This window comes from Streptomyces sp. NPDC002896 (assembly GCF_040295225.1).
GTDB lineage: Bacteria > Actinomycetota > Actinomycetes > Streptomycetales > Streptomycetaceae > Streptomyces.
In genome coordinates, this window is sequence record NZ_JBEOVA010000041.1 from 13,332 (window position 1) to 25,368 (window position 12,037).

Genomic DNA, 12,037 nt, shown 5'->3' on the forward strand with positions numbered 1-12,037 from the left:
ATGCTCGGGGGCATGACTGATCCGCAGCCTGCGCGAACGCTCGGAAACCAGCCCGCCGACGGGGCCGCCCCCACCGCGAACGCCATGCGCCGTGCGCTGAGGCGGGCGCGGGACGGCGTCGCGCTGGACACCGCCGAGGCGGCCGTGCTGCTGCAGGCGCGCGGGGACGATCTGCGGGACCTCACGGCGTCCGCGGCGCGCGTGCGGGACGCAGGCCTGGAAGCCGCAGGCCGGCCGGGCGTCATCACGTACTCGAAGAGCGTCTTCATCCCGCTCACGCGCCTGTGCCGCGACAAGTGCCACTACTGCACCTTCGCGACCGTGCCGGGCAAGCTGCGCCGCGAGGGCCACGGGATGTTCATGTCGCCGGACGAAGTCCTCGACATCGCCCGCCGCGGTGCCGAACTGGGCTGCAAGGAGGCCCTGATCACCCTCGGCGACAAGCCGGAGGACCGCTGGCCGGAGGCCCGCGAGTGGCTGGACGCCCACGGGTACGACGACACCATCGCGTACGTCCGGGCCATGGCGATCCGCATCCTCGAGGAGACCGGCCTGCTGCCGCATCTCAACCCGGGCGTCATGTCGTGGACGGACTTCCAGCGGCTCAAGCCCGTGGCGCCCTCGATGGGCATGATGCTGGAGACCACCGCCGAGCGGCTGTGGAGCGAGCCGGGCGGGCCGCACTACGGATCGCCAGACAAGGAGCCGGCGGTCCGGCTGCGCGTCCTGGAGGACGCGGGCCGCTCCTCCGTCCCCTTCACCAGCGGTCTGCTGATCGGCATCGGCGAGACGTACGAGGAGCGCGCGGAGTCGCTGTTCGCGCTGCGCCGCGTCGCCCGCTCGTACCACGGCATCCAGGAGCTGATCATCCAGAACTTCCGCGCCAAGCCGGACACGGCGATGCGCGGCATGCCGGACGCGGAGCTCGACGACCTGGTCGCCACGGTCGCCGTCGCCCGGCACATCATGGGCCCGTCGGCCTGCCTGCAGGCCCCGCCGAACCTGGTCGACGCGGAGTACGAGCGGCTGATCGGCGCGGGTATCGACGACTGGGGCGGCGTGTCCCCGGTGACGATCGACCATGTGAACCCGGAGCGGCCGTGGCCGGGGATCGAGCTGCTGGCCGAGCGGTCCGCCGCCGCCGGTTTCGAGCTGAGGGAACGCCTCTGCGTCTACCCGGAGTTCGTGCTGCGCGGCGAGCCCTGGCTGGACCCGCGGCTGCTGCCGCACGTGCGGGCGCTGGCGGACCCGGAGACGGGCCTGGCCAATCCGGATGCGGAGGTCGTGGGCCGCCCCTGGCAGGAGCCCGACGAGGGGTTCGTGGCCAGCGGTCGTACGGACCTGCACCACACCATCGACACCGAGGGGCGCACCGCCGACCGGCGCGACGACTTCGACGAGGTCTACGGCGACTGGGAGGCGCTGCGCGAACAGGCGGCGCCCGGGATGGTGCCGTCACGCATCGACGGCGACGTCCGCGCCGCCCTTGCCACGGCGGCCGACGACCCGACGAAGCTGACGGACGACGAGGCGCTGGCGCTGCTGCACGCGGACGGCCCCGCGCTGGACGCCCTGTGCTCCATCGCGGACGACCTGCGTAAATCGGTCGTCGGCGACGACGTGACGTACATCGTCACGCGGAACATCAACTTCACCAACGTCTGCTACACGGGCTGCCGTTTCTGCGCCTTCGCGCAGCGCCGCACGGACGCCGACGCGTACACGCTGTCGCTGGAGCAGGTCGCCGACCGCGCCGCGCAGGCGTGGGACGTGGGCGCGGTCGAGGTGTGCATGCAGGGCGGCATCCACCCGGACCTGCCCGGCACGGCGTACTTCGACATCGCGCGCGCCGTGAAGGCCCGCGTGCCCGGCATGCACGTGCACGCCTTCTCGCCGATGGAGGTCGTCAACGGCGCGACGCGCACCGGCATGTCGATACGGGACTGGCTGGCGGCCGCGAAGGAGGCGGGCCTCGACTCGATCCCCGGCACGGCGGCGGAGATCCTCGACGACGAGGTGCGCTGGGTACTGACCAAGGGCAAGCTGCCGACCGCGACCTGGATCGAGGTCGTCCAGACAGCCCACGAGCTGGGCATCCGCTCCTCGTCCACGATGATGTACGGGCATGTGGACCAGCCGCGCCACTGGCTGGGCCACTTCCGCACCCTGACCCGCATCCAGGAAGCCGCTCTGTCCAAGGGCGTCGCGGGCTTCACGGAGTTCGTGACGCTGCCGTTCATCCACACCAACGCCCCGGTGTACCTGGCGGGGATCGCCCGCCCGGGCCCGACCACTCGCGACAACCGCGCGGTGACGGCCATGGCCCGTCTCCTCCTCCACCCGCACATCCCCAACATCCAGACCAGCTGGGTCAAGCTCGGCACGGAGGGCGCGGCGGAGATGCTGCGCTCCGGGGCGAACGACCTGGGCGGCACGCTGATGGAGGAGACCATCTCCCGTATGGCGGGCTCGAGTTACGGCTCGTACCGCTCCATCAAGGACCTCGTCGCGATCGCCGAGGCGGCGGGCCGCCCGGCCCGTCCCCGGACGACGCTGTACGAGGAGGTTTCGGAGGAACGGCAGCGGGCGGCGGCGTCGTCGGACGGGCATCTGCCGGAGCTGCTGCCGGTGCTGGACTGACCAAGGCCCGTCCCGGATCACCGGGACGGGCCTCTGGCCTCTGGCAGTACTGATGGCGATGTGCGGGGATCCGCCTACCGCGCGAAGCTGTCCCCGAAGCGCGCCTCCTTCTGCGGTGCGCCCAGCGCCCGCGGACCGAACGACGTGATGTTGGTCGTGGTCAGGCCCGACTTGGAGCCGCGCACGACCCACACCGCGCCCGAATCCGCGTAGGTGCCGTCCTCGTACGGGGTGGCCACCGCCAGGTCGGCGCGGTTGTTGGCGTTGACGTCGCCCAGGAGCACGCTCCGGCCGAAGTAGTCGCCCTTCTCGGAGATGCCGGGCACCCCCGAGGTCGACTGGTGGAAGGCCTGCGCGCCCTTGCCGGTGAGGCCCGCCGCGCCACCCTTCAGCAGGACGACGGCGCCCGCCTCGCGGACCGAGCCGATGTCCTCGCCGGGCACGCCCACGGCGATGTCCGGGTAGCCGTCGCCGGTGACGTCGCCGGCCGCGAGGGAGTAGCCGAACTGGTCGCCGGAGTTGAGGTCGTGGTCGCCCTCCTCGCTCACCCCGGGGACGCCGGGCGTCTCCTGGGTGATCTTCGCCGTACGGGTGGAGGGACCGGACGCGGAGCCGTAGACGACGCGGATCGCCCCGGCCTCGTAGTCCCGGTCCTCCGAGACCTGGTCGGTCTGCAGCGCGAGGAAGTCGCCGTAGCCGTCCTTGTCCACGTCCGCGATGATCCCGCCGACCGTGTAGTAGCCGGTGGTCTTGAAGGTGTGGCTGAGGCCGTCCTTCCCGCCGGCCCAGAAGCGGGACTTGCCCTGCATCTCCTCGAAGCCGTGGGTCGTGACGATGTCGTCGGCGCCGTCGCCCGTCATGTCGCCCACTGTGATGGCCTGAGGCTCGTCCCCTTCCCCGAAGGGGAGGGTCTCCGTGGAGGCAGGGACTCCGGCGCGGGAGAAGGGGCCGTAGCGCACCTCGAGGCCCCCGTTGGCGTTGGTCAGGAGGTCGGCGTGGCCGTCGCCGTTGATGTCGCCCGCGGCCAGCGTGTAGGCGGGCGCGGGGAGCGCGGTGGCTGTGGTGAGGCCCTTCGCGGAGCCCCAGAGCACCGTCGGGGCGGCGAAGTCGCCCACGACGAGGTCCGTGTAACCGTCGCCGTCGAGGTCGCGGGCGGCCGTGGTGCGACCGAAGGAGTCGTACTCCGCGACGTCCCCCGGCACGCCCGCGGTCGCGCGCGTGATCAGCTTCGGGTGCGCGGTGTCGATACCTGCCGAGGAGCCGTACACGACCGAGATGTAGCCCGCCTCGGGGATGCCGGACACGGTGCCGCCGGGCGCGGAGACGGCCAGGTCCGCGTATCCGTCCCCGTTGAAGTCGACCAGGGCCGCCGCCCCGGTGGTGGCGGCCGCCGGTGCGGCGAGAGCGCCCGACACCAGGCAGGGGGCGGTCAGCAGGGCGGCCACGGCGGCACACCGGGCGGCGACGGCCCGGCGGCGGGAGGGATGAGACATCGGCGTCTTCTCCAGTACGTCGGTTCGCCGGCAGTAGCGCTTGTGGGCACCGGCAGTTGGTCCTGTGTACGGCGGTCGTTCACCTTGACCGCCAAGTCCGGCAAACGGTTGTGGTGTTCGCGCCGACCGGAGCCGCACCCGTGCAAAAGCGATCAGCGAGACGACGCTCTTGTCACCGAAGTGATCGACTCGGTGACGTTCCGGATACTGATCAAGGCCCTGAACCGGCGATTCCCGTTCGATTACAGTGCTGCGCAGTCAGCCGTACGCGGGAGGGCAGGAAGGAGGGCCCGATGAGCACAGCAGTCGGTGCCGTCTGGGGCCGTGCCGAACAGCAGGACTTCCGCAGCCGGGTCCGCGGGGCGCTCCTCGGCGTCGCCGTGGGCGACGCCCTGGGCGCACCCGTAGCGGACCTCTCCCTCGAGGGCATCCGGGCCGAGCACGGCACGGAAGGCCTCACCGATCTCGCCCCCGCGCACGGCCGCCGCGGCGCCGTCACCGCGACGACGCAGCTCACCCTCTTCACCGTGGACGGGCTCATCCGCGCCCAGGTCCGGCGCGACACCGGAGCCTGGCACCCGCCGACCGACCTGCACCGCGCCTACCGCCGCTGGGCCGCGACGCAGAGCGACTGGGGCCCGGACGAGCGACGCACGGACGACGGCTGGCTGGCCCGCGAAGAGTGGCTCTACGCCCGCCGCGACCCGTCCCGCGCCTGCCTCACCGGATTCGGCGACGACATCATGGGCAGCCTCGAGACGCCGAGGAACCCCGAGGAACGAGGCGTCGGCGCGGCCCTCCGCTCCGCGCCCTTCGGCCTGCTCGTCGGCTGGGAGCCCGGGCTCGTCGCGCAGCTCGCCCTCGAGTGCGCCGTCCAGACCCACGGCCACCCCGTCGCGTATCTCTCGGCGGGCGCGTACGCGGTGATCGTGCATGCGCTGGCCCGCGGCGAGAGCCTCGACGCCGCCGTGCAGCGGGCCCTGTCCCTGCTCGCCGCCCGCCCGGGACATCAGCCCGTCACGGACGGCCTGCAGCACGCACTGGGCGCGGTGCGGCAGGGCATGCCCACGCCCGCGCGCGTGGAGGAGCTGGCCGGGCCGCCCGGCACCGCGGAGGGGCCGCTCGCGGCCGCCGTCTACTGCGCGCTCGTCGCCGAGGAAGTACGGCACGGGCTGTGCCTGGCCGTCAACCACGGCGGCGACTCGGGCGCTGTGGGCTCGCTCGCCGGCGCGCTGCTCGGTGCCCTGCACGGCGAGACGGCCCTCCCGCCCGGCTGGCTCGCCGAACTGGAGGGCCGTCCCACGCTTCTCGAACTCGCCGACGACTTCGCGATGGAGATGACCCAGGGGCCCGCCCTGCACGGGCCTGCCGGGTCCTCTCCCGGGTGGCTGGCGCGGTATCCGCGCGGGTGAGGCGGGGGCACCGGGCGGGGTGCCGAAACGATGCCCCGCAGCCTGCACCCCTCACTCCTTGGCCCGCGTCCCCAGGGTGTCCTCCACCGGACCCGCCGGTGCCGGAACCGCCGCGGCGGCAGAGTCGCCGTCCACATTGATGAGGTCGATGATCGCGTCGCGCTCGGGTGTGTTCTCGGGCTTCACGAAACCGATCACGATGTACAGGACGAGCGAGATCGCCAGAGGCACGGAGACCTGGTACTGCAGCGGCACATCCGCCCGCTGGGAGAAGTCCAGGTTGTAGTTGATGAGGAAGAACGCGAGCAGACCCGCGGCCCAGCTGGTCAGCGCGGCCGTCGGGCCCGACCTGCGGAACGTCCCCAGCATGCCCAGCATGAACGGGATCGCGATCGGGCCCATCAGCCCGGCGACCCACTTCACCACCACCGTGATGATGTCCTTGAACGTGGGCGAGCTGACCTGCGTGGCGATCGCCATGGACAGCAGCAGGAAGGTGATCGTCGACCAGCGTGCGGCCACCAGACCCGCCTTGTTGGACCAGCTGCGCGCCCTCTTCGCCAGCGCCGGGGCGATGTCCCGGGTGAAGACCGCGGAGATGGCGTTGGCGTCGGAGGAGCACATGGCCATCGTGTGGGAGAAGAACCCGACGATGACCAGGCCGAGGAGGCCGTGCGGCAGCAGCTGCTCGGTCATCAGGGCGTAACTGTCGGAGGCGTCCGGCTTCTGGGCCTTGACCAGCAGCGGAGCGCACCACATCGGGAAGAACAGGATGAGAGGCCAGACGGCCCACAGGATCGCCGAGAGGATCGCGGACCGTGTCGCCTCACGGGCGGAGCCCGTGGCCATGTAGCGCTGGGCCTGGTTCCACATGCCGCCGCTGTACTCGAAGGTCTTGATGAAGGTGATCGCGACGAAGAACGTCACCGTGTACGGACCGGCCGTCGGCTCCCCGTGCCCCTCGGGCAGCTTGTCCCAGATGGTCCAGAACGTGGAGACGCCGTCCAGTTCCACGAGCACCGCCACCAGCATTGCGATACCCGCGAAGAACTGGATGACGAACTGCCCCATCTCCGTCAGCGCATCGGCCCACAGGCCGCCCACCGTGCAGTAGATGCCGGTGATGAAGCCCGTGATGAAGATGCCCTGCGTGATGGAGATGCCCGTGTAGATGGACAGCAGGGTCGCGATGGCGGCCCACTTGGCGCCCACGTCCACGATCTTCAGCAGGACACCGGACCAGGCGAGCGCCTGCTGCGTGGCGATGTTGTAGCGGTCCTTGAGGTACTCCAGCGGCGAGGCGACGCCGAGGCGCGAGCGCAGCCGGTTGAGCCGGGGCGCGAACAGCCGGGCACCGATCGCGATACCGATGGCGATCGGGAAGGACCAGGTGACGAAGGACGTGATGCCGTACTGGTACGCGATACCGGCGAAGCCCGTGAACATCACCGCGCTGTAGCCGGACATGTGGTGCGAGATGCCGGACAGCCACCACGGCATCTTCCCGCCGGCCGTGAAGAAGTCGCTGACATTGTCTACGCGTTTGTGCGACCACAGTCCGATCGCGATCATCACGCCGAAGTAGCCGATGAGCACGACCCAGTCGAGACTGTTCATGTGCCCCCTCCAGGGGTCCGCCTTGTGAACGTTGCGGCTCTTCGTCAGTACGTCCGTTCAGCGGGCGCCCCCGTGCGGGAGTTGGGGACTTGGGGGATTCAACTCTCGGTTCCGCGGACCGGTCAAGACGTCATTTCGGTCATGGACATGAACGAGGATCAGAAAGTCGAACCATTTTGCTTGTTCTTGACCTTTCGAAGCGTTGTCGTGTGCGCGACGAGGCCCGCACCATGAGCGGGCGCTTCGTCAGGCGCCGTGCAGCTACGAGGGTCCCGAGGGCACAGACGTACGACCGCGCGGGATGCGGGTCCCGTGCGGCCGAGAAGGAGGTGACGCGAACGCCTTTCGCTACCGCATGAGTTCCCCCGCGTTCACGAGCAGCGACTGGCCGGTGATCGCCCGCGCACGATCGGACGCCAGGAACACCGCCGCGTCCGCCACATCCCCGTCCGTGGCCAGCTCCGGCAGCGCCATCCTGTCGGTGAGCCTCCGCAGCACCTCGGCCTCCGGCACCCCTTCGGTGAGGGCAGTGAACTGCACGTACGCCTCGACCGGCGGGCCCCACATCCAGCCCGGTAGCACCGTGTTGACCCTGATCCGGTGCGGGCCGAGCTCGTGCGCCAGCGAGTACATCGCCGACGTCAGCGCGCCCTTGGACGCCGCGTACGCCGCCTGCCGCACCTGCGACGGCGCGGCCACCGACGACTGCGTACCGATGATGACCACCGACCCGCCCTGCTCCTTCAGGGCCGGCAGGCAGGCCCGGGTCATCCGCAGCGTCCCCAGCAGGTTCACGTCCATGACCTCCTGCCAGGTGGCGAAGTCCGCGTCCTCCAGGCCGCCGAAGTAGCTGTCCCACGCGGCGACATGGATGACCGCGTCGATCCGCCCGAACCGCTCCCGCGCCCGCGCCGCGAGCGCCTCGCACCGGGCCTCGTCCTTGATGTCGGTCGGCAGATACGCGGTGTGGACGCCGTCCGGGTCGATCTCGGCGGCGGCCTTGGCGAGATGCGCCTCGGTGCGCGCCCCGAGCACGGCGTTGCCCCCGTCGCGTACGACGGCTGCGGCGACGCGGTGACCGAGTCCGGCGCCGACACCCGAGACGACGACGGTCTTCCCCTGCAGCAACACATGCGCCTCCGGGGTCTGGTGGATTTTCTGACGGAGCGTCAGAGTGGGCGGGGGTCAGGTTAGGGCCGCCCGGCGGAGGAAGGAAGGGGACAGCCATGAACGAGGAATCAGCCGCAGGGGCCGCCGCGGAGGCGACCGCGGGCACCCGCAGCGACGTGTACGCGGAGCTGGCCGCCGTAGGGCCGTACGGCGTGCACCCCGGCCACGCCCTGATCACCATGGTGGAGCCGCATCCGGGCCACGAGTACGCCTACAACCGCTGGTACGAGGACGACCACTTCTACGCGGGTGCGATGGCGATGCCCTGGATGTACGCCGGACGCCGCTGGGTCGCCACGCGTGATCTGCAGCTGTTGCGCTACCCGGAGAAGTCGGTGGTCGCCGAGCCGGTGACCGCGGGCTGCTACATCTCGGTGTACTGGGTCACCGAGGGCCGCTACGACGAGCACATGAAGTGGACCGTCGGCATCAACAAGCGGCTGAACAGGGACGGCCGGGTCTACCGGGAGCGCACGCACGTCTTCACGGCGTTCCAGGACCACGAGGCGACGGTCTACCGGGACGGGGCGGCCGGCCCGCGCGACTTCCATGCGCTCGACCATCCGTATGCCGGGCTGGTCGTCGAGGTCATCGACACGGAAGGGCCCGGGCGGCGGGCCGAGTTGCTGGAGTGGCTGCGGTCGCGGCACCTGCCGAACCGGCTGGCAGGCTCACCGGCCGCGATGGTCACGGTGTTCCGCCCGACCCCGCTGCCCGGCGACCGGATGACGTATGTGAAGCAGGTCGAGGGCGTCGACACGCGGCTGACACTGCTGTGGTTCCTGGAGACGGACCCGAGGGAGTGCTGGGAGGAGCGCTTCGGGGGGCTGGATGCGGAGGTGGCGGAGTCGGGGCTGGGCCGGGTGGAGTTGGTGGCGCCGTTCGTTCCTACGGTGCCGGGGACGGATCGGTACGTGGACAACTTGCGTTGATTGGGTGCGCTGTCTTCCCGGAGGCGAACCGAGCTCTAAAAAAGGGGAGGCCCCCTCGGCCGGGACGGCGGGCCAGTCGAGAGGGCTGTCGGGTGGTGCTGTGCAGTTGTCGGTTATGGCCTGGTGTGAGCGCTGCATCACCCGAGGTCGAAGGCTCCCCGGCTCACCTCGGACACGAACGTGTTCCAGGAGTCAGGCGCGAAGCCCAGGGCGGGGCCTTCGGGAACCTTCGAGTCCCGCACGGCGATCGCGTGCAGAACCGGGGACTTGACCTCGATGCATGCGCCGTTTCCCGTGGAGTACGAGGACTTGACCCACGTACCCGTTGCGCCCTGCTGAATTGCCATGTTTGCTCCGGTTTACCCAGTTGTCGAGTTGCTCCCGCAGTGCCGTGCGGATGCTGGTCGATGACCAACGCCCTCTGGACTGTGCGGTGTGCGCCAACGTTCTTGCACGATGGCGTGATCGACGCTACCCGCCAACATCCGGGGCCGAAGCTGCCATTCACTCGACCGGATGGCATATTCCACTGGAGGCTTCCGCCCTGATGTGGCGAAGGTGTACTGTGCGGCACCTTCCCGATTCGGGCGGATCCATGTCCCCTTCGCGGCTCTTACGGCTTTTTCGTCAGCGGGCGTAGTCCTTGGCGATGTCCGCGATGAAGTGCCGCGACTGCTCCACGTTCAGCGCCTGCGCCCGCAAGTGCTCGTACATGACGCTGTACTTGTGGACGTCGTTCGCCTTCTCCAGGTAGAGGTCGCTGGTGACGCCCTCGATGTAGACCACGCTCGAGTCGGCCGCGTCGGGGAACTCGAGGATCGCGTACTGGCCGTTCAGGCCCGGGTGGGCGCCCATGTCGAACGGGATCACCTGGACAGTGACATGCGGCAGTTGGGACTGCTCCACGAGGTGCTCGAGCTGGTCGCGCATCACGTTGCGGCTGCCGACGACGCGGCGCAGTGCCGCCTCGTCCAGCACGGTCCACAGCCGCAGCGGATTGCTGGGCGAGGAGATCCGCTCCTGACGGCGCATCCGCACCTGAACGCGCTTGTCGATGTCGGTGGGCGCGGTCTCCGGCAGCGCGCCGGCGATCAGCGCCTCCGCGTACGGCCGGGTCTGGAGCAGGCCGGGCACGACCTGCGGGTCGTACACGCGCAGGGACGCCGCGTCCGTCTCCAGGCCGATGTAGACGCTGTAGGGGATGTCGCCGAAGGAGTGCCACCAGCCCTGCTGGCGGGAGTCCTTGGCCATCTGCATCAGCGAGTCGACTATGCGGTGGTCCTCGACCTCGTACACACCGCACAGGTCACGGACGTCGCGCTGGCTGATGGAGCGGCGGCCGTTCTCGAGGCGGCTGATCTTCGACTGTGAGACGAGCAGCCTCTCCGCCACCTCCTCGGCGGTCATGCCCTTCTGTTCTCGGAGCCGGCGCAGCTCCTGGCCCAGTCGGCGTCGCCTGACGGTGGGATTGACATTGGACGCCACGGGACGTGCACCTCCGGCTGCGGGCCTGTCAACTTTGCGTATCTGGTGCTCAGCAGATTGCCACCAACGTGCTTCCTACCGCTGGGAAACGGCGGATATGCGGCGCATACGCGTCAGTTGTACGGGTCGGCGGTACGCGCGTCGGCCCTGTGAGAGCCCCGGGGCCGGTGATGCGGCCCTTGACGGGGCCTTGAACGCGGCCGCGCGGGGCGGTGCGCCGAGGGTCGTCTCCCCGGGCGTCACTGCCCCGCGCGGCCCAGCGGCTCCCGAACCGGGTCTGGGGACTGCGGTGCGGCGCTGGTGCGAGTGGTGCGGTGATGCGGTGTTGCCGAGCTGCGGCGGTTGCTGTGCCGCGGTGGTGCGGGCGGTGCTGCTCAGTGGGCCACGGCGCGTGCCATGGATCCATGGTGCGTCTGCATCGGAACCCTGCCGGGCTCCGCCGCCCTGCCGCCCTGGCGGCCGCCGGGGGCCGCACCTCGGCGGGGCTGCGCACCCACACCGTTCTGGACGTCCATCACGGCGTGCGCCACGAGGCCGCCCATCGGGTCGTGCCTGATCAGGTCCCGGAGGCGGGAGCGCGACGAGCGGCCCTCGTTCCCCGGGTAGAGGTGCTTGCCGAGTCCGACCGCGTGGGCCAGCGCGGCGAGCGCCGCGGTCCGTGGGTCCGGCGGCACGCCGGTACGGATCGCCGAGTCCAGTCGGGCCTTGATCTCCCGGCTGATTGCCGTCTCCGTCGCCTGGTAGCGAGTGGTCGGCAGTACCCCGCACATCTGTCCCGGCACGGCATGCACCATGCCGCACCGCTCGAGATGCGAGAGATACGTCTGGCGCAGCCCCAGGCGGGGCCCGCCGATCCAGTGGACGGCCCGGACTGGAGCGCCGCGCCTGCGCAGCAGCTCCAGTGCGGAGTCCAATGTCGGATCTCCTGTCGGCCGTGGTACCACCACGGCGATACGATCCCCGTCTGGGGCTATACGTCCGGCCAGCGCCAGCTCCACTAGCTGTGCTCCGGCCAGACCGAGGTCGAGCGACTGCGGCTGCGCTGTGGTACCCGTGGCCGGGTCCAGAGCGAGAAGCAGTAGCTCCTCCGGAATAGTTCTGCGGCTCCTGCCCATCCATGCCTCCCCGCGTGGATGAATGACAGGGTGACCCCTCTCACAACGGTCTGTCGAGGGTGCGTGACCGGTTCGTAAGGGAACCGGTAGGTATGTCGTTCTCGTCTAGCAGCAGGGCCAAGCCCTCACACAGGACACTGGTACATGGTTCGGACAGCGGGTTCGGCACACTG

Annotated in this window: 9 protein-coding genes; 3 read left to right on the forward strand and 6 right to left on the reverse strand. The window is 70.2% G+C overall.

Annotated elements, in window-relative coordinates; genetic code table 11:
* The first annotated feature begins 12 nt into the window (after window positions 1-12).
* On the forward strand, window positions 13-2,640 hold the full coding sequence (locus tag ABT009_RS41010; RefSeq protein ID WP_351306688.1) for a bifunctional FO biosynthesis protein CofGH: 2,628 nt from the start codon (window positions 13-15) through the stop codon (window positions 2,638-2,640).
* 74 nt (window positions 2,641-2,714) lie between these two features.
* On the opposite strand, the gene ABT009_RS41015 is transcribed toward ABT009_RS41010, so the two are convergent.
* Window positions 2,715-4,133 carry an FG-GAP-like repeat-containing protein gene (locus ABT009_RS41015; protein WP_351306690.1) on the reverse strand — a complete coding sequence of 473 codons (1,419 nt, stop codon included), beginning with the start codon at window positions 4,131-4,133 and terminating at the stop codon, window positions 2,715-2,717.
* A 293-nt stretch (window positions 4,134-4,426) separates the two neighbouring features.
* Here ABT009_RS41015 and ABT009_RS41020 point away from each other — a divergent pair, with 293 nt between their 5' ends.
* Window positions 4,427-5,545, forward strand: coding sequence for an ADP-ribosylglycohydrolase family protein (locus ABT009_RS41020; protein WP_351306691.1), 1,119 nt, complete (start codon window positions 4,427-4,429; stop codon window positions 5,543-5,545).
* 51 nt (window positions 5,546-5,596) lie between these two features.
* On the opposite strand, the gene ABT009_RS41025 is transcribed toward ABT009_RS41020, so the two are convergent.
* Both ABT009_RS41025 and ABT009_RS41030 read right to left on the reverse strand, forming a co-directional pair.
* Window positions 5,597-7,162 (reverse strand): sodium:solute symporter family protein, encoded by a 1,566-nt coding sequence (locus tag ABT009_RS41025; protein WP_351306693.1) that lies wholly within the window; start codon window positions 7,160-7,162, stop codon window positions 5,597-5,599.
* A gap of 348 nt (window positions 7,163-7,510) precedes the next feature.
* Window positions 7,511-8,293: an SDR family oxidoreductase gene (locus ABT009_RS41030; RefSeq protein WP_351306695.1), complete on the reverse strand. Its 783-nt coding sequence runs from the start codon at window positions 8,291-8,293 to the stop codon at window positions 7,511-7,513.
* A gap of 95 nt (window positions 8,294-8,388) precedes the next feature.
* Between ABT009_RS41030 and ABT009_RS41035 the strand changes: the two genes are divergently transcribed.
* Window positions 8,389-9,264 (forward strand): hypothetical protein, encoded by an 876-nt coding sequence (locus ABT009_RS41035; RefSeq protein ID WP_351306696.1) that lies wholly within the window; start codon window positions 8,389-8,391, stop codon window positions 9,262-9,264.
* 137 nt (window positions 9,265-9,401) lie between these two features.
* Here the strand turns inward: ABT009_RS41035 and ABT009_RS41040 are convergent, their stop codons facing one another.
* The 3 genes from ABT009_RS41040 to ABT009_RS41050 all read right to left on the reverse strand — a co-directional run bounded on the left by ABT009_RS41040 (window position 9,402) and on the right by ABT009_RS41050 (window position 11,864).
* Entirely contained in the window at window positions 9,402-9,611 is a 210-nt protein-coding gene (locus ABT009_RS41040; protein ID WP_351306698.1) for a DUF397 domain-containing protein, read from the reverse strand.
* Window positions 9,612-9,891: 280 nt separating this feature from the next.
* Entirely contained in the window at window positions 9,892-10,749 is an 858-nt protein-coding gene (locus ABT009_RS41045; protein ID WP_351306700.1) for a helix-turn-helix domain-containing protein, read from the reverse strand.
* A gap of 374 nt (window positions 10,750-11,123) precedes the next feature.
* Entirely contained in the window at window positions 11,124-11,864 is a 741-nt protein-coding gene (locus tag ABT009_RS41050) for a GOLPH3/VPS74 family protein (RefSeq protein ID WP_351306702.1), read from the reverse strand.
* Window positions 11,865-12,037: the final 173 nt, after the last annotated feature.

What these genes read in the sequence shown, in the direction of transcription:
- ABT009_RS41020 (WP_351306691.1), top strand. Translation starts at nt 4,427, where the DNA reads ATGAGCACAGCAGTCGGTGCCGTCTGGGGCCGTGCCGAACAGCAGGAC.
- ABT009_RS41040 (WP_351306698.1), bottom strand. Translation starts at nt 9,611, where the DNA reads ATGGCAATTCAGCAGGGCGCAACGGGTACGTGGGTCAAGTCCTCGTAC.
- ABT009_RS41025 (WP_351306693.1), bottom strand. Translation starts at nt 7,162, where the DNA reads ATGAACAGTCTCGACTGGGTCGTGCTCATCGGCTACTTCGGCGTGATG.
- ABT009_RS41010 (WP_351306688.1), top strand. Translation starts at nt 13, where the DNA reads ATGACTGATCCGCAGCCTGCGCGAACGCTCGGAAACCAGCCCGCCGAC.
- ABT009_RS41015 (WP_351306690.1), bottom strand. Translation starts at nt 4,133, where the DNA reads ATGTCTCATCCCTCCCGCCGCCGGGCCGTCGCCGCCCGGTGTGCCGCC.
- ABT009_RS41035 (WP_351306696.1), top strand. Translation starts at nt 8,389, where the DNA reads ATGAACGAGGAATCAGCCGCAGGGGCCGCCGCGGAGGCGACCGCGGGC.
- ABT009_RS41050 (WP_351306702.1), bottom strand. Translation starts at nt 11,864, where the DNA reads ATGGGCAGGAGCCGCAGAACTATTCCGGAGGAGCTACTGCTTCTCGCT.